The organism is Streptomyces sp. NPDC049970 (genome assembly GCF_040660235.1).
GTDB lineage: Bacteria > Actinomycetota > Actinomycetes > Streptomycetales > Streptomycetaceae > Streptomyces.
In genome coordinates this window covers 132,824-150,094 of the sequence record NZ_JBFALP010000004.1, presented here as the reverse complement: position 1 = coordinate 150,094, position 17,271 = coordinate 132,824, and the positions used below count along the sequence as shown (strand labels likewise).

At 72.6% G+C, this 17,271-nt stretch carries 15 protein-coding genes; 7 read left to right on the top strand and 8 right to left on the bottom strand.

Annotation, left to right across the window (positions count from 1 at the left end):
* Positions 1-398 precede the first annotated feature (398 nt).
* Positions 399-1,229: a C40 family peptidase gene (locus tag AB0I83_RS09355; RefSeq protein WP_356537395.1), complete on the top strand. Its 831-nt coding sequence runs from the start codon at positions 399-401 to the stop codon at positions 1,227-1,229.
* 66 nt (positions 1,230-1,295) lie between these two features.
* Here AB0I83_RS09355 and mptB read toward each other — a convergent pair whose 3' ends face one another.
* Together mptB and AB0I83_RS09345 are read right to left on the bottom strand one after the other, a co-directional pair.
* Complete coding sequence (gene mptB / locus AB0I83_RS09350; RefSeq protein WP_356840201.1) at positions 1,296-2,780, bottom strand: polyprenol phosphomannose-dependent alpha 1,6 mannosyltransferase MptB; 1,485 nt, start codon at positions 2,778-2,780, stop codon at positions 1,296-1,298.
* A 58-nt stretch (positions 2,781-2,838) separates the two neighbouring features.
* The gene (locus AB0I83_RS09345) at positions 2,839-4,122 is read right to left on the bottom strand and encodes a geranylgeranyl reductase family protein (protein ID WP_356537398.1); all 1,284 of its coding nucleotides are present in this window, start codon (positions 4,120-4,122) and stop codon (positions 2,839-2,841) included.
* Positions 4,123-4,219: 97 nt separating this feature from the next.
* On the opposite strand from AB0I83_RS09345, the gene AB0I83_RS09340 reads away from it, so the two are divergent.
* Complete coding sequence (locus tag AB0I83_RS09340) at positions 4,220-4,741, top strand: GNAT family N-acetyltransferase (RefSeq protein WP_363304188.1); 522 nt, start codon at positions 4,220-4,222, stop codon at positions 4,739-4,741.
* A 21-nt stretch (positions 4,742-4,762) separates the two neighbouring features.
* Here the strand turns inward: AB0I83_RS09340 and AB0I83_RS09335 are convergent, their stop codons facing one another.
* Entirely contained in the window at positions 4,763-5,455 is a 693-nt protein-coding gene (locus AB0I83_RS09335) for a demethylmenaquinone methyltransferase (protein ID WP_356537402.1), read from the bottom strand.
* 186 nt (positions 5,456-5,641) lie between these two features.
* Between AB0I83_RS09335 and AB0I83_RS09330 the strand changes: the two genes are divergently transcribed.
* On the top strand, positions 5,642-6,508 hold the full coding sequence (locus tag AB0I83_RS09330) for a DUF3152 domain-containing protein (RefSeq protein ID WP_363304187.1): 867 nt from the start codon (positions 5,642-5,644) through the stop codon (positions 6,506-6,508).
* A gap of 63 nt (positions 6,509-6,571) precedes the next feature.
* On the opposite strand, the gene AB0I83_RS09325 is transcribed toward AB0I83_RS09330, so the two are convergent.
* The 4 genes from AB0I83_RS09325 to AB0I83_RS09310 form a co-directional block, all read right to left on the bottom strand.
* Complete coding sequence (locus AB0I83_RS09325) at positions 6,572-7,216, bottom strand: hypothetical protein (RefSeq protein ID WP_363304186.1); 645 nt, start codon at positions 7,214-7,216, stop codon at positions 6,572-6,574.
* Positions 7,217-7,223: 7 nt separating this feature from the next.
* A complete protein-coding gene (mqnC, locus tag AB0I83_RS09320; RefSeq protein ID WP_363304185.1) occupies positions 7,224-8,423 on the bottom strand; it encodes a cyclic dehypoxanthinyl futalosine synthase in 1,200 nt (399 codons plus the stop codon).
* A 72-nt stretch (positions 8,424-8,495) separates the two neighbouring features.
* Positions 8,496-10,166 carry a protein kinase gene (locus tag AB0I83_RS09315; protein WP_363304184.1) on the bottom strand — a complete coding sequence of 557 codons (1,671 nt, stop codon included), beginning with the start codon at positions 10,164-10,166 and terminating at the stop codon, positions 8,496-8,498.
* Positions 10,167-10,581: 415 nt separating this feature from the next.
* Positions 10,582-11,460, bottom strand: a complete 879-nt coding sequence (locus AB0I83_RS09310) for a menaquinone biosynthesis protein (protein ID WP_363304183.1) — start codon at positions 11,458-11,460, stop codon at positions 10,582-10,584.
* A 285-nt stretch (positions 11,461-11,745) separates the two neighbouring features.
* On the opposite strand from AB0I83_RS09310, the gene AB0I83_RS09305 reads away from it, so the two are divergent.
* The 3 genes from AB0I83_RS09305 to AB0I83_RS09295 all read left to right on the top strand — a co-directional run bounded on the left by AB0I83_RS09305 (position 11,746) and on the right by AB0I83_RS09295 (position 15,617).
* Complete coding sequence (locus AB0I83_RS09305) at positions 11,746-11,949, top strand: cold-shock protein (RefSeq protein ID WP_003967102.1); 204 nt, start codon at positions 11,746-11,748, stop codon at positions 11,947-11,949.
* A 312-nt stretch (positions 11,950-12,261) separates the two neighbouring features.
* The gene (locus AB0I83_RS09300; protein ID WP_363304182.1) at positions 12,262-15,225 is read left to right on the top strand and encodes a BTAD domain-containing putative transcriptional regulator; all 2,964 of its coding nucleotides are present in this window, start codon (positions 12,262-12,264) and stop codon (positions 15,223-15,225) included.
* Between the two features lie 236 nt (positions 15,226-15,461).
* Positions 15,462-15,617, top strand: coding sequence for a hypothetical protein (locus tag AB0I83_RS09295; RefSeq protein WP_356531580.1), 156 nt, complete (start codon positions 15,462-15,464; stop codon positions 15,615-15,617).
* A gap of 122 nt (positions 15,618-15,739) precedes the next feature.
* On the opposite strand, the gene AB0I83_RS09290 is transcribed toward AB0I83_RS09295, so the two are convergent.
* Positions 15,740-16,279, bottom strand: a complete 540-nt coding sequence (locus tag AB0I83_RS09290) for a hypothetical protein (protein WP_363304181.1) — start codon at positions 16,277-16,279, stop codon at positions 15,740-15,742.
* Positions 16,280-16,493: 214 nt separating this feature from the next.
* On the opposite strand from AB0I83_RS09290, the gene AB0I83_RS09285 reads away from it, so the two are divergent.
* Positions 16,494-17,258, top strand: a complete 765-nt coding sequence (locus tag AB0I83_RS09285; RefSeq protein WP_363304180.1) for a hypothetical protein — start codon at positions 16,494-16,496, stop codon at positions 17,256-17,258.
* Positions 17,259-17,271: the final 13 nt, after the last annotated feature.

The following is a 17,271-nucleotide window of genomic DNA, read 5'->3' as shown; positions in this document are numbered from 1 at the left end:
GACCGGCGTTCCGCCGGGCACCCCGACGAGTAGACGCATAACCGGACATGACTCACCAATAGGTCAGCCGATCACCGAACGGCGGCCCGGACGCCCCCGCACGCGCCACGGGCACGCGGGGTTGCCTCTCACCGGACAGCCACGCTGTGACCTGCGCCACTCCACGCGAGCCCCAAGAAAGGTGGGCTTGGCCATCGGTGTGAACGGATGGTAAGTGACGGGCAATTCGGACGTATTGAAAGAACGCCGTGATCACGGCCGTGATCAGGTGTGCCCGTTTTGCCCGTTAGGGCGTCAATAAGGGCCCCGGATAAGCGGATTCACAGATTCCGAACGTAACTGTGTCGCAACACACGTTTCTTGATGGGACCCCTACAGCCCTGATAGCGCTAGTACCCATGTCCCACACCGCTCACATACCCAGCCACCGGAAACCCCGCCAGAGTGCCTCGAAGACGGCGCTGAGGGCCGGAGTTGCCGGTGGCGTCCTCAGCACCATCGCGGTCGCAGGCGCCGCCGCCCCGGCCCAGGCCGAGCCGGTCACCCAGACCATCGAGATGCCCACCATCACCGCCGGGCTCTCCACCTCCGTCGCCGCGTCCGCGCAGGCGACCCAGGCGGTCGCTCTCGACCTCCAGGCGCAGGCCGACGAGGACGCCGCGGCGGCCGACGCCGCGAAGACCGCCAAGAAGGCCAAGGCCGAGGCGGTCCGCAAGGCCGAGGCCAAGAAGAAGGCCGAGGCTGCCGCCGAAGCCAAGGCGGAGGCCGCCGAGCGCGCCTCCCGCAGCGCCGAGCGCACCACGCTCAGCGCCTCCACCGGCTCGTCCGCCTCCCCCGCCTCCGCCTCTTCGTCCAGCTCCAGTTCCAGCGCCACCGGTTCCGCCGCGTCCGTCATCTCGTTCGCGCAGTCCCAGGTCGGCGACGCGTACGTCTCCGGCGGCACGGGCCCGAACTCGTGGGACTGCTCGGGCCTCGTCCAGGCCGCCTTCCGCACGGTGGGCGTCGACCTGCCGCGCGTCTCGCAGGACCAGTCGACGGCCGGCACCCAGGTCTCGCTCGACAACCTGCAGCCCGGCGACATCCTGTACTGGGGCGGCGCGGGCAGCGCGTACCACGTCGGGATCTACGTCGGCGGCGGCCAGTTCGTCGGCGCGCAGAACTCCAGCACCGGTGTGGTGCAGAAGTCCCTGGACTACGACCCGCCGTCGGGCGCCGTCCGCGTTCTCTGATTCACAAGCTCCGTACGTCCGAGCGCGACCGCGGGCCGTCACTCCCCCAGCCGGAGTGACGGCCCGTCATCGTGCGGCGGGCCGGACGTCCTGCTCCGCCGGCGAGTCCGCCGGCCTGCGCGGGCCAGGCACCTGTCCGTCCGGCGCCGCGGCCCGCTCCCGGCGCAGGTGCAGCACCGCCGCCACGCAGGCGAGCGCGGCCAGGACGAAGCCGTACGGCGGTGTCGAGCCCGAGGGCTGCGTCTCGTACACCAGCGCCGCCGACAGCACCGTCACCGTGCCCAGCGCGCGGCCGCCGGACGCGGTCGCGGCGATCACCGCCGTGGCCCACAGCAGGTACCACGGCTGCACCATCGGCGAGAGGGCCACCAGGACCAGCAGCGCGGTCCCCAGGGCGCGCACGGGCTCGGTACGTCCCGTCGCGGCGTGCCACGCGAGACGGCCGATGAGCACCAGGGCCACCAGCAGACCCAGGTTCTGCACGGCCGACCTGACCACGTCCGGGTCGGTGCCGGCCGACATCCGCAGGAGTTCGCCGAGCCCGAGGCCCAGATCGCTGCTGACGGACAGCGCGGTGTGGATGCGCCCGGCGACACCCTGGGTCCCGAGCCAGCCGAAACCCGTACCGCAGACGAGTGTGGCGCCGACGGCGACCGCCCCGGCGACCAGGCCGGGTGCCAGCAGCCCCTTCGCCACGCGCCGTACGGTGGGACCGCTCGCGGCCCGGCCCACCACGACACCGACGAACAGCAGCGCCAACGCCGCGGGCGACTTGACCATCACGGCGAGTCCGATGAGCACCGAGCCGGTGATCCACCTCCCGCGCAGGGCGAGCAGGACACCGGCCAGCATGAGGCCGGTCATCAGCCCGTCGTTGTGGACACCGCCGACGACGTGGATCAGCAGCAGCGGGTTCAGCGCTCCCAGCCACAGCGCGGCGCTCTCGCTGCGGCCGTGCTCCCGGGCGAGGCGCCGCAGGGCCCAGACGATCAGCACGAGGGCCAGCAGGGCGACGAGGCGCATCCCCAGCACCGCGGGGACGATCGTGCCGCCGGTGGCCGCGGCGACGCCCCGCGCGAGGATCAGGAAGAACGGCCCGTACGGCGCCGGGGTGTCGGTCCAGTGCCCGCCGACGCTCGCCGCGGCGTCGCCGCCGGGTCCGCCGGGGTCCAGGACGGACGGCCCGACGCTGTAGACGTCGTGCCCCTGCATGACCATGACGCCCTGCGAGATGTAGCTGTAGACGTCCGCGCTGTACAGCGGCGGCGTCAGGACGAGCGGCGCCGTCCACCACCCGAGGGTGACCAGGGTGTGGCGCACGGAGGCGCCCGCCCGCCCGTAGAACCACCAGGCGACGACGAGCACGGTCAGTCCGCCGTACGCCGCCGCGTAGCCCGCCGCGGTCACGGCGGGCCCGTGCGGCACCCACAGTCCCCACGGGTCGTGGGCCGGCAGCGTACCGACGGCCCAGCCTCCGAGGGCGGCCGCGGCCGATCCCGCCGCGCCCAGCCGGCGGCAGCCGCCGGCGCTCCATGCCCCCGTTGCCCGCATGGCCCGAAACCTACCGCAGCCCGGGGCGCGGGGAGCAGGCCGCCCCGGGCCCGTGTGCTCAGGCCTTCGGGGCCACCTTCGAGAGGCCGTTGATGATGCGGTCCATGGCGTCGCCGCCCGTGGGGTCGGTGAGGTTGGCGAGCATCTTCAGCGTGAACTTCATCAGGACGGGGTGCGTCAGACCGCGCTGCGTCGCGATCTTCATGACCTTCGGGTTCCCGATCATCTTCACGAAGGCGCGGCCCAGCGTGTAGTAGCCGCCGTAGGTGTCCTTGAGGACCTTGGGGTAGCGGTGCAGGGCCAGTTCACGCTGTGCGGGGGTCGCGCGGGCGTGTGCCTGGACGATGACGTCCGCGGCGAGCTGGCCCGACTCCATGGCGTAGGCGATGCCCTCACCGTTGAACGGGTTGACCAGGCCTCCCGCGTCACCGACGAGCAGCAGGCCCTTGGTGTAGTGCGGCTGGCGGTTGAAGGCCATCGGGAGCGCGGCGCCGCGGATCGGCGTCGTCATGTTCTCGGGGGTGTAGCCCCAGTCCTCGGGCATGGAGGCGCACCACGCCTTGAGCACCTCGCGCCAGTCGAGCTCCTTGAAGGCGGAGGAGGAGTTGAGGATGCCGAGCCCGACGTTGGACGTGCCGTCGCCCATGCCGAAGATCCAGCCGTAGCCGGGCAGCAGCCGGTCCTCGGCGCCGCGCCGGTCCCACAGCTCCAGCCAGGACTCCAGGTAGTCGTCGTCGTGGCGGGGCGAGGTGAAGTACGTGCGCACCGCGACGCCCATCGGACGGTCCTCGCGGCGGTGCAGGCCCATGTGGAGGGAGAGCCGGGTGGAGTTGCCGTCGGCGGCGACGACGAGCGGGGCGTGGAAGGTGACCGGGGTCTTCTCCTCGCCGAGCTTCGCGTGTACGCCGGTGATGCGGCCGGTGCGCCCGTCGGTGATCGGCTCACCGACGTTGGCGCGCTCGTACAGCCGCGCTCCCGCCTTCTGGGCCTGGCGGGCGAGCTGCTCGTCGAAGTCGTCGCGCTTGCGGACCAGACCGTAGTCCGGGTAGGAGGCGAGGTCCGGCCAGTCCAGCTGGAGGCGGACGCCGCCTCCGATGATGCGCAGGCCCTTGTTGCGGAGCCAGCCCGCCTCTTCGGAGATGTCGATGCCCATGGAGACGAGCTGCTTGGTGGCGCGCGGGGTGAGACCGTCGCCGCAGACCTTCTCGCGCGGGAAGGCCGTCTTCTCCAGGAGGAGGACGTCGAGTCCGGCCTTGGCGAGGTGGTACGCGGTCGTGGAGCCGGCTGGGCCCGCTCCGACGACGATCACGTCCGCGCTGTGCTCGGAGAGGGGCTCGGTCACGGTCGGATCTCCCGAAGACTCGAATTCGCGTGCCGCGCGGCACATGTCGCGTGCAGTCTATGGGTGCCTGCTGGTCAACCTCCCGAAGGGCTCCCCGATGCCGCAGCACGTGCCTGAGTCGACCCCGTCCGTACACCTGCGCGTCCCCACCGACGAGGACGCCCTGTCCTGGTACCGGGTGTTCGCCGACCCGGAGGTGATGGAGTTCCACGGCGGCCGCCCGGCGGAGTACTCCGTCTACGACGAGTTGACCGCTCGCCAGCGCCGGCACGACGCGGAGCTCGGCCACTGCCTGTGGACGGTGCTGGACGACTCCGGCCAGGTGCTCGGCTTCACGGGGGCCCAGCCGTGGCCGCACGAGTCGTTCGGCCCGGTGGGCGAGATCGAGATCGGCTGGCGGCTGGGCCGGGCCGCGTGGGGGCACGGCTACGCGACGGCCGCCGCGCGGGACACGCTGGAGCGGCTGAGGGCTCTGGGCCTGCGGGAGGTCGTGGCGATGGTCAACTCGCGGAACGCCCGTTCGGTGGCGGTGGCCGGACGTCTCGGCATGAAGCGGGCCGAGTCGTACACCATCCCGCTGACGGACCAGGAGGCGTACTGCTTCCGCCTGGAGCTCTGAGCGACCCGCCGGGGCCCTCGCTCAGTCGCGTACGCCCCGGTGCAGCGCCACCACGCCGCCGGTGAGGTCGCGCCATGCCACGTCCGACCAGCCGGCCTTCTGCAGCAGTGCGGCGAGGCCGGGCTGGTCGGGCCAGGCGCGGATGGACTCGGCGAGGTAGACGTAGGCGTCGGGGTTGGACGACACCGCGCGGGCGACCGGCGGCAGCGCGCGCATCAGGTACTCGGTGTAGACGGTCCGGAAGGGCGCCCAGGTCGGCTGGGAGAACTCGCAGATCACCACCCGGCCACCGCGCCTGGTGACCCGGTGCAGCTCGCTCAGCGCGGCGACGGTGTCCTGGATGTTGCGCAGCCCGAAGGAGATGGTGACCGCGTCGAAGGTCTCGTCCTTGAACGGGAGCCTCATGCCGTCACCCGCGGTGAACGGCATCCACGGGTGGCGCTCCTTGCCGACCCTGAGCATTCCGATCGAGAAGTCGCACGGCACCACGTAGGCACCGGCCCGCGCGAACGGCTGCGAGGAGGTGCCTGTGCCGGCCGCCAGATCGAGGATCTTCTGGGCCGGGCGGGCGTCGACGGCCCGGGCGACCTCCTTGCGCCAGAGCCGCGCCTGTCCCAGCGAGAGCACGTCGTTGGTGAGGTCGTAGTTCGCCGCCACGCCGTCGAACATCGAGGCGACTTCGTGCGGCTGCTTGTCCAGGGATGCTCGGGTCACCCTCCCATTCAAGCAGCCCCGCCTCCGGCCGCTCCCGGCGGCGTGGAGCCGGGCCGCAACCCTTCCGGCCCGGTGGCACTCGGTACGGGTACGAGGCCACCCGGCCACGCCCGCGGACCGGGGAGGAGAGCACGGGACGGGCGGCCCCGCCACGGTGCCACCAAGATCACGGATAATCACGGGAACATGCAGAGCAACGACACCCAGCGAATACGTTCCGCTGCCGCACCCCGCCGCCAGGCGTTACGGACAGCTCCCGGACGACGTGCACGGCGTAGGACGAGACAACGGATCCGGACCCGCCGAAGACACGCGGCCGTCCTCCTCCTCGCGCTCGCGGCCGGCTCGGCCTACCTCTGTGCGGACCCGCCGTGGCGTGACGGCGACCCGGCCGCCGCCGCCGGCCGCGAGGAGGCCGGCCCCACTCCTGACGGGGCGGCCGAAGCGTCCCCCACTGCCTCGCCGAGCGCCCAGGAACCCGCCCCGCCGAAGGTGCCGGAGTCGGGCCCGGGCACCTTCACGGTGGCCCGCGAGGGCGTCGGGACGTCGAGCGGCGGCAGCCCCTACCGCGTCGAGGTCGAGGACGGCAGCGGGGTCGACCCCGACGAGGCGGCCGACGACGTCGCGGAGGTACTCGCCCACCCGCGCGGCTGGAACAGGTCGGGCACCCACGCCTTCCGCCAGGTCGCCGACGGCTCGGCCGGGCTGGTGATCCGTATAGGCACACCGGTGACCACGGACCGCCTGTGCGGCCGGTACGGCCTGAACACCCGCGGCGAGCTCAACTGCCGCGGCGGCAAGGACGTCCTCGTCAACCTGCGCCGCTGGCAGCTGGGTTCGCCGGAGTTCGACGGTTCGCCGGAGGAGTACCGTGCCCTGATCATCAACCACGAGGTCGGACACTGGCTGGGCCACGGCCACGAGACCTGCCCGGGACCCGGACTCCCCGCACCCGCGATGATGCAGCAGATCAAGGGGCTGAAGGGGTGCGTGTCCAACGCCTGGCCCCACGACGCGGAGGGGCGCTACCTCGGCGGGCCCTCGGCACCGTGAGACGCACCGCCCGGACAGCCCCGGGGAACCTCGCGCACCCTCCGGAACGGCGGGCCCGGTGGCTCAGCGCCGCCGGTACACCAGGCGCCCGCCGAGCACCGTCGCCACGCAGGCCGCACCGCCCGCCGCACAGAGCCCCGCCTCGTCCGGGACGTCGAACACCGCGAGGTCGGCGCGACCGCCGACGGTGAGGGGCCCGTGCACGGACCCCGCCAGGCCGCCGCCCCGCGCGAACGGGTCCAGGGACGGCTCGCCGGCCGGGATCCCGGAGGCCACGACCACCGTCAGGCCCGCACGGCCGGCCGCGGTGCGGACGGCCGGCTCGCCGAGGACGCCCGCGACATGGGTGGTGCCGTGGCGGAGCATCCGCTGCAGTCCACGCCGCACGCTGCCGGCCCGGCGGGGCTCGTCCATCCGCACCGCCGACCGGGCGAGCTCCGCCCCGGTCAGCGGCTGCTCCCCCAGCTCGTCCGCCTCGCGCGGGTCGGGGTGGTAGCAGCGGGTCAGCAGCGGGAGGCCGTCGCGCTGGACGAGGCCCGGGGTGAGGACGCCCGGCCACCGACGGACCCTGGCCGCCGGGTGGGCGGCCAGGACCTCGTCGTACGGCCCGAGGGCCACGACCGTGTCGCCGTCCACGGCGACCGCTCCGCCGGACACACCGGCCGCGCCGACCGGAAGGACCAGTGGCGCGGCGTGAACGGTGAGCACGGTCGTATCAGTTGGCGTCGAGGAGCTTCAGCTCCGGGTGCGCCGTGCCGCCCGCGATCGCGGTGGAGGAGATGTGCGAGACGACGCGCTCGTCGACCGGGTCGTCCGCCGGGTCGTCGTGGACGACGAGGTGCTCGTACGTCGTGGCGCGCTGGGCGGGGACGCGGCCCGCCTTGCGGATGAGGTCGATGATCTCCAGCCGGTTGGAGCGGTGCTTGGCGCCGGCCGAGGAGACGACGTTCTCCTCCAGCATGATCGAGCCGAGGTCGTCCGCGCCGTAGTGCAGGGACAGCTGGCCGACCTCCTTGCCGGTGGTCAGCCAGGAGCCCTGGATGTGGGCGACGTTGTCCAGGAAGAGCCGGGCGATGGCGATCATGCGCAGGTACTCGAAGAGCGTGGCCTGCGTCTGCCCCTTCAGCTTGTTGTTCTCCGGCTGGTAGGTGTACGGGATGAAGGCGCGGAAGCCGCCCGTACGGTCCTGGACGTCGCGGATCATCCGCAGGTGCTCGATGCGCTCGGCGTTCGTCTCGCCGGTGCCCATCAGCATCGTGGAGGTGGACTCGACACCGAGGCCGTGCGCGATCTCCATGATCTCCAGCCAGCGCTCACCGGACTCCTTGAGCGGGGCGATCGCCGTACGCGGCCGGGCGGGCAGCAGTTCGGCGCCGGCACCGGCGAACGAGTCGAGACCGGCGGCGTGGATCCGCTTGACGGCCTCCTCGGCGGAGACGCCGGAGATCCGGGCCATGTGCTCGATCTCCGAGGCACCCAGGGAGTGAATCACCAGTTCCGGGAACGCCTTCTTGATCGCGGAGAAGTGCTCCTCGTAGTACTCGACGCCGTAGTCCGGGTGGTGGCCGCCCTGGAACATGATCTGCGTGCCGCCCAGCTCGACGGTCTCCGCGCAGCGGCGCAGGATGTCGTCGAGATCGCGCGTCCAACCCTTGGCGGTGTCCTTGGGAGCCGCGTAGAAGGCGCAGAACTTGCAGGCCGTGACGCACACGTTGGTGTAGTTGATGTTGCGCTCGATGATGTACGTCGCGATGTGCTCCGTACCGGCGTAACGACGGCGGCGGACGGCGTCGGCCGCGCTCCCCAGCGCGTGCAGCGGCGCCGACCTGTACAGGTCGAGCGCCTCCTGCGGAGTGATCCGCCCGCCCTCGGCGGCGCGGTCGAGGATGGGCTGAAGGTCGGCCTTCTCGGTCACCGGGCTGTCACCTTTCGGCGGTTCTTCTGCGGATCCACGGACCGATCCAGCGTACGCCAGCCGCTGCCGGAGTCAGCCGCCGGACCTGGTGAGCGTGCCCTTCGGCGTGCCCGCCGCCTTCTCGTGGGACACGTAGGCCAGGGAGTCGGCCGAGGCGAGGGTGAAGTCGAGGTCGGCCTCGCCGCCGGTGCACAGGGAGCCGGTGGCGGAGTCCGGGTCGGGGCGCTCCCGGATCCTGAGCTCGGTGGCCGTGCCGGAGACGAGGCTGCCGATGCCCTTGCAGACGACGCTCGTCCCGAGCACGTCGAGCTCGTAGGACAGCCGGACCACGTCCTGGCCCTTCTTCCCCTCGGTGAACACGGCGGTGAGCGTGCCGTGCGGTGACCCGTTGCGCTCGGTCGTCGGCCCCTTCCAGGTGCCGGCGAACGCCTTGGGCAGCGCGTCCGCCCGGGTTGGTGCGGACGGGGTGGCCGACGGGGGCTGCGCGGCGTCCGGCGGCCCCGTCGACCGGGTGGCCGACGGGGGCTCAGCGGCCCCGTCGTTGCTGTGCCCCGGGTCGCCGCCGCTGCCGGTGAACAGGTCGCCGAGCGTCGCGGCGCCCACGGTCACCACGGCGAGGGCGCCCGCGACGGCCAGCGCCACGGTGCAGCTGACGCGGCGTCCTCGGCGCACTCCGGACTGCGGGCCGGTGTCCACGGTGACGGCGACCCGGGGGCCCGGTCCCGGGTCGGCGGCGGCCGGGGGTCCGGGCGGAGGGGGCAACAGAGGCGGGCCGAACACCCCGAGCGCGGCGCTCCCCAGCGACGCGTTGCTGAACGGTACGGGCCCCGACCGCACCGGCTCCTCCTGCGGCTCCAGGTCCAGCAGGGCCACCGCCGACCGGCTGACCTCACGCACCAGGGGGTCCGGCAGCCAGCCCGGCGCCACCAGCACGGCGGCCCCGCCGGGGGCGAGCCTGCGGGCGAGGTCGGCGGGGGCGGGCCGGTCGGCGGGGTCCTTGGCGAGGCACCCGGCCACCACATCCCTCAGTTCGCCCTCCAGGTCGCCGAGTTCGGGTTCCTCGTGCACCACCTTGTAGAGGAGTACGGCCGAGGAGTCCCCGAGGAAGGGGGCGTTGCCGGTCGCCGCGTACGCGAGGACCGCGCCGAGCGAGAAGACGTCCGCCGCCCCTGAGATGTCCAGGCCCCGGATCTGCTCCGGGGCCATGTAGCCGGGTGAGCCGACGGAGACGCCGGTGGAGGTGAGGGAGACGGTGGCGCCGAGGGCGCGGGCGATCCCGAAGTCGATCAGCCTGGGCCCGTCGAGGGCGAGCAGGACGTTGGAGGGCTTCACGTCGCGGTGGATGAGGCCGTGTCCGTGCACGGCGTCGAGCGCCTCGCCGAGCCCGGCGCCCAGGGTCCGCACCGCGTACTCGGGGAGCGGGCCGTAACGGGGCACGGCGTCGGAGAGCGGCGGCCCGGCGACGTAGCCGGTCGCCACCCAGGGGACGGGGGCGTCCGGGTCGGCGTCCAGGACGGGGGCCGTCCACCGGGCGCCGAGGCGGCGGGCGGCGTCCACCTCGCGCCGGAATCTGGCGCGGAACTGCTCGTCGAGGGCGAAGTGGGGGTGGACGACCTTGACCGCGACGGTGCGTCCGCCCGCGCTGCGGCCCAGGTAGACCCGGCCCATACCGCCGGCTCCGAGCCTGCCGAGCAGCCGGTAGGCACCGATGGTGTGCGGTTCGCCGGCTTCCAGCGGCTGCATACGGTCTCCCCCCGTGGAACCCAGGACTCGGACGGCAGCCTAGGCGGCCCGGGTCGCAGGGTCACCGACACCCCTTCTGCCGATTTCGCCCCTATGGGCACGAAGCAGGGATTTCGCCACACCGAAAGGCGCGAATACGCCGTTCGTGCGCGCCGATCGGGGTTCCGGAAGGGATAGGGGAAGGCGTTCCGGACGCCTTCCCCTATTTCACCGCGCGTGCGGGCGCAGAGCTTCGGGAGCGGCTTCACCGCGAGGCCCCGGGCATTCCCGCCCTTTCCCGGGAAGGGAATGCCGGGCCGAAAGCGGGACCTCTCCGGGTAAGGCTCGGGGAAGGCCAGGACAAGGACCCGGGAATGGTACGGGATTCACCTTCTTGCCCGCGCCATTCCCGTACTCCCGTCACGTCCTCCCCGCGTCAGCCGCCGAGCAGCTCGACCTTGACGTCCGCAGGGAAGCCGGTCGTCGGGCCGGTACGCCGCGCGAACTCGCGCACGCCCGCCAGCTGGTCCGGACCGAACCGGAAGTCCAGCGTGGTGAAGTAGCGCTCCAGCACCTCGGCGTCGAAGGACTCCCAGCGCGCGGCCTGCTCGGCCACCTTCGTGACTTCTTCCAGGGAGAGGTCGCGCGAGGCCAGGAACGCCTCGTGCACCTTCGCCACGTAGTCGGGGTGGGCGGCCAGGTAGTCCTTGCGCGCGGCCCAGACCGCGAAGACGAACGGCAGCCCCGTCCACTCCTTCCACATCTCGCCCAGGTCGTGGACCTGCAGTCCGAGCCGGGGCGCGTCGTGGAGGTTGGCGCGCAGCGCGGCGTCGCCGATCAGGACGGCGGCGTCCGCCTCCTGCATCATCAGGCCGAGGTCCGGCGGGCAGGTGTAGTAGTCCGGGGTGACGCCGTAGCGCTCGGAGAGCAGCAGCTGGGCCAGGCGTACGGAGGTGCGCGAGGTCGAGCCGAGGGCCACCCGGGCACCGTCGAGCCGGTCCAGCGGGAGCTGCGAGACGATCACGCACGACATGACGGGCCCGTCGCAGCCGACCGCGATGTCGGGGAGGGCGACGAGGTCGTCGGCGTTGCGCAGGTACTCGACCAGGGTGACGGGACCGATGTCGAGGTCCCCGCGGACCAGCTGCTCGCTGAGTCTTTCCGGGGTGTCCTTGGACAGCTCCAGATCGAGCAGGGTCCCGGTCCGTGCCAGTCCCCAGTACAGGGGGAGGCAGTTCAGGAACTGGATGTGGCCGACGCGCGGCCTGCTGCGACGGTCGTCGCCTTCTACGGGAGAGACGGTTGAATTGTCCACATCCCGAGGCTAGACCCGTGCCCGTCGGCGGGTGGCATCGGGGCGTCCCGACCGTCCTCGGAAGGCCTGTCGGGCCAACGGTCGGGCGGTACGGAAAACATCGGAGTCGGGTGATCTTTCCCTCTACCGCTCCCCGCGGACCGCGTGCTAGGCTCGCCCGCAAGTTGCAGTTTGGTTTCCCTTGCAGTACAGAGCCTGCGGAGCATGTGACCCGCAGGCTTTTGTAGTTTTCAGACTTGTATGCAGGTTCTGGAGCAGGGCAACCCTTTGGCCCAAGGAGGGCTTATGGCTACCGGAACCGTCAAGTGGTTCAACGCTGAAAAGGGCTTCGGCTTCATCGCCCAGGACGGCGGCGGCCCGGATGTCTTCGTCCACTACTCCGCGATCAACGCGTCCGGGTTCCGCTCCCTCGAGGAGAACCAGGTCGTGAACTTCGACGTCACTCAGGGACCCAAGGGTCCGCAGGCTGAGAACGTCACCCCGGCCTAGTTGCCCGGGTCGGCCGATCGCGGCCGAGTGAGCAGTACCCAAGGAGCCCCGCTCCCCCGCCCCGGCGGAGGAGCGGGGCTCCTGCCCTTTGCCTTCCGGGCCGCGGTGCGCGAACGCCCGCCCGCGCACCGGGCGGCTGCCGCGGGTCCCGAACAGGGCGCCGCCGCCTGATGGTTGTCGAGGGCCTGTGCGGAGCATCACCCGATGCTGCCGATCCCGCCCGCGACAAGGCAGACTGTTGAGCGCGATACCAGCGGTACGGAGCAGGGCGGGATCGGCAGGACCGGCGGGGCAAGCAGGACAGGGGGCATCATGGACCGCGACAACGCGCCCGGAGTGCGTGGTCCGGAGCAGCGGGCCGCGCGGGAACGGGCGGCCGGCACCGAACTGCGCTTCACCGTGCTGGGCCCCGTACGCGCCTGGCTGGGCGGCGAGCCCCTGCCGTCCGGCTCCCCGCAGCAGAGGGCCCTGCTGGCAGCCCTCCTGCTGCGTGACGGCCGCACCGCCACGGCGGCCGAACTCATCGACGCCCTCTGGGGTGACGACCCCCCGGCCCGCGCGCTGGCGACGGTACGGACGTACGCGTCCCGGCTCCGGAAGACCCTGGGCCAGGACACCCTGGTCAGCGAGGCAGGCGGCTACGCGGTGCGGATCCCCCGCGAGGCGCTCGACCTGACCCACGCCCAGGACCTGGCCGCCGAGGCGGAGAAGGCCCGCGGCGGCGGGGACCGGTTCCAGGCCCGCACCCTCATCAACAAGCTGCTGGGCCTCTGGGACGGCGAGGCGCTCGCCTCCCTCCCCGGCCCGTACGCGGACAACCGGCGGGCGGGCCTGGAGGAATGGCGCCTCCAGCTCGTCGAAACCCGGCTGGACCTGGACCTGGAGGTCGGCTCCCACGCGGAGGCCGTGTCCGAACTGACCGCGCTCACCGCCGCGCACCCCCTGCGCGAACGGCTGCGGGAGCTGCTCATGGTCGCCCTCTACCGCAGTGGCAGGCAGGCCGAGGCCCTCGCCGTGTACGCCGACACCCGCAGGCTGCTCGCCGAGGAACTGGGAGTCGACCCGCGTCCCGAACTCGCCGCCCTGCAACGGCGCATCCTGCGGGCCGACGAGGAACTGGCCCGCCCGGTCGACCCGACGCCCCCGGCCCCCGCCCCGGTCCGTCCGGCCCAGCTCCCGGCCACCGTCCCGGACTTCACCGGCCGCTCCTCGTTCGTACGCGAACTGGGCGACCGGCTCGCGTCCAGCGAGGGTTCCGTCATGGCGGTCTCCGCGCTGGCCGGTATCGGCGGCGTGGGCAAGACGACCCTCGCGGTGCACGTCGCGCACCAGGCACGCCGCCACTTCCCGGACGGCCAGCTGTACGTCGACCTCCAGGGCGCGGGGGCGAGGGCCGCCGAGCCCGAGACGGTGCTCGGTTCGTTCCTGCGCGCCCTGGGCACGTCCGACTCGGCGATCCCGGACTCCCTGGACGAGCGGGCCGCCCTCTACCGCTCCACCCTCGACGGCCGCCGCATCCTGGTGCTGCTCGACAACGCCCATGACGCGGCCCAGATCCGGCCCCTGCTGCCCGGCACCGAGGGCTGCGCCGCGCTGGTCACCAGCCGCGTCCGCATGGTCGACCTGGCGGGCGCACACCTGGTGGACCTGGACGTGATGTCACCCGAGGAGGCGTTGCAGCTCTTCACCCGCATCGTCGGCGACGAACGCGTCCGCTCGGAGCGCAAGGCCGCCCTGGACGTGGTGGCCGCCTGCGGCTTCCTGCCGCTGGCCATCCGCATCGCCGCCTCCCGGCTCGCCTCGCGCCGCACCTGGACGGTCGCGGTCCTGGCCGCGAAGCTCGCCGACGAGCGCCGCCGGCTGGACGAACTCCAGGCGGGCGACCTCGCGGTGAAGGCCACCTTCGAGCTGGGGTACGGCCAGCTGGAGCCTGCCCAGGCCCGGGCCTTCCGCCTGCTGGGCCTGGCCGACGGCCCGGACATCTCCCTCGCGGCGGCGGCCGCGCTCCTCAACCTGGAGATCCACACGGCGGAGGACGTCCTGGAGTCCCTGGTCGACACCAGCCTCCTGGAGTCGGCGGCCCCGGGCCGCTACCGGTACCACGACCTGGTGCGCCTCTACGCGCGTGCGTGCGCGGAACGCGACGAACAGCCGCCGGTGGAAAGGGAGCTGGCGCTCTCCCGGCTGCTGGACTTCTACCTGGCGACGGCGGCGGGCGTCTACGCGCTGGAGCGGCCGGGAGACCGGCTGGTCGACCACCTGCAGCCGACGGAGCACCCCGGCCTGTCGTTCGACGACCGGCACAGGGCGCTGGACTGGCTGTACGCCGAGGCGGGCCCGCTCCTGTCCTGCGTACAGCAGTCGTACGCCCCGGGCACGTTGCGCAGGGCCGTGGACCTGCTGTGGGCGTCGCTCGACCTCGGGGAGTCCGGCGCCGACTCCAAGCAGTACGAGACGGTCGCCATCTCGGTGCTGAACGCGGCCCGCGCCGGCGGCGACCGACGGACCGAGGTCCGGGCGCTGATGACCCTGGCCGACGTGCACCACACCTCGGGCCGGTTCGACCAGGCCGAGGAGGAGGCGCAGCAGGTGATGCGGCTCGTCGAGGCGGACACGGACCCGCTGCCGGGCTGCTGGGCCGCGAACGCGCGCGGAATCATGGCGCTCTACCAGAGCCGGCACGAGGACGGGGAGAAGTACCTCACCCAGGCCATCGAGAGCTTCCGGCGCGTCGACGACCGCCCCGGCGAGGCGAGCGCGCTGTGCAACCTGTCCCGCATACACCTGGCGACGGGCCGGATCACCAGCGCGGTGTCCCTCGCCCAGGAGGGGACGGCGATCTACGACGGCATGGGGCACGCCCTGCGGAGCGCGAACGGGCGCTACGCGCTGGGGATGGCCCACACCCGGAGCGGCCAGTTCGCCGAGGCGACGGACCGCCTCCTGGAAGCGCTCGACGTCTTCCGTGACAGCCGTCAGCGGCTGTGGGAGGGCATGACGCTCTTCCGGCTGGCGGAGGTCGACATCGCGGCCGGAGCGGCGGCGGACGCGGCGACCAAGGCGGAGCAGGCCTTGACCGCCCTGCGGGGCATCGGTGGTGCGTGGCGGCGGGGCAACGTCCTCACGGTGCTCGGCCGCGCCCTGGCCGACATCGGGCAGATCGGGCGGGCGGAGGCCTGCTGGCGCGAGGCTCTGAGCATCTACGACGAGCTGGGTTCGCAGGAGGCCGACGGCGTGCGGGCCCTGCTCCCGTCCGGCGACTCCGTGGCGGCCTGAGGGCTGTCCCACGGCGGCCCGAGGACTCTCCCGCCCCACCCGGACGGAGCCGTTCATCATTCGTTTATCGCGATACGGCAGTCTCGTGCACGTCAACCCGTCGCATCGGGGGGCAGGCGGGCTGATGTCGTGGCCGTGAGCACTATCGTGAACGGCCCTGATACGCCCGCCCGGCAGTCCACGGGGGAACAGCCGGGCGGGCATCGGCCGATCGACACCAACGGGAGCGGATCACCATGGCGGACGCAGCGAAGAAGAACCCTGAGATCAAGCCGCAGGACATGCACGCCACGGGCGGCGACGCAGGCAAGGTCACGACGAAGGACATGCACGCGACGGGTGGTCAGGCCACCACCGACGACATGCACGCGACCTCGGAGCCGGCCAACTAGACCTCCATCTCACGGGGAACGGCCGCGGCGGCGCGGAGGGGGAGCCGTCGCGGCCGCGGCGTGTGCGCGGAGCGGGGCCCGAGCCGTCGGCTCGGGCCCCGCTCCGTGTGCCGCCGACGTCATCAGTAGGCGGGCTCCGCCGTGACCGTGCAGCGCTTCACCCGGGAGACCAGGCGGGGGCTGTCCATCCGGACCGTGAGTGTCTTGGCCCCGCCGGAGTCGAGGTCCACACTGGCCTCACCCGTGTCGACCGTCAGCCCCTTGGCGTCCAGGAACGTCACGTCCACGTCGTACGTCCGCGTGCCGGTCGTGGTCGAGGTGATCTCGACCGTGGACGAGGTCACCGCCCGGCGCTTGCCCTTCTTGGCCTGCGCGCAGCGGACGACGCGGACCTGCGGGGCCCCGGACGCGGTGGAGCCGGGTGTCGGCGTCGAGTAGGTGGAGCCGCCGGACGAGCCCGACGAGCTGTCGTAGTCGTCGTCGTCATAGTCGTTGTGGCGGTAACCGCTGTTGCTCTTCTTGGAGTTGGAGCAGCCTCCACCTCCGGATCCGCTGCTGCGGCTCTTCCCGCTCTTCCCTCCGTGGCTGGACGTGGAGAAGCCCGTGAGTGCGAGCACCACCACGACCAGTACGGTCGCGAACCTGATTCGTCGCCGCATCATCGACGCAGCCCCCCTTGCGGTAGTTCGGCCTCTCCGGGTCTCGCGCGACCGCGCGACACCGTGAGGCACAGCATTCCCGGCTCTTGCCCATGATCCCGTCATGGCCCTGTCACGGTCTCGTCATGGTCTCCGATGGCAGGGAAGATCGGCCAGGCGTAGCGTCGAGGCGGGGAGCGGTGCGCACAGCCGTGCGCCAAGGCCCGGGAGGCTGACCATGGTCCGCAACGTCCTCGGCTCGGTCGTCGCGCTCGTCGGCGCGGCGGCGGCGGCCCAGAGCCCCTTCCACAGCTGGTACGACTCCCGCCTCGGGCGGGACTACCGCGTCCAGGACCTGTTCGACGGCGTCACCGGGGTCTCGTCATCCGTGATGACCTCGATCCTGCTGCCCTTCCTGTTCGCGGCCCTGGTGACCCTGGTGGGGGTCGTCCTGCGCTCACGCTGGGTGGTGGCCTTGGCGGGCCTGATCGTGCTCGGCTTCACCGTGCTGTGGATGGTCCGCGTGGGACAGGCCGCGGGAAGCCTGACCGTCGACGGTGACGGTGCCGGACTCCGGTGGGGCGTGGCGCAGGCGCTGGCCGGCGGTGTGCTGCTCCTGCTGGGCGCCCTGCTCATGTCGGGACGACGGCGGGTGCGCGGCGGGAACACCGCCGAGCCGTATCCCGTGCCGCCGGACGACCGTCCGGACACCTGGCCGCCCACCCAGGAGCCGGGCCCGGCCGCGCAGACGTCCCCCGGCCCGGAACCCGAGGCGGACCCGTACACCGGGCCGGGCCGCCACCGTGCGGCGCCCGAAGGCCCACCCGCCGGACCGCGCGGAGGTCCGGACGCCGGACCGCCCGGAGGTTCGCACACCGGACCGCCCACCGCCTCACGCGGCGACGAGGACACCGCCGCGTACCCGGTGCAGGACGGGGACACGTATCCCGGACGGGACGAGGGCGGCCAGGAGCGCGACCGGTACCACCCGCCGCACCCCTGAGGCCCCCCGCCCC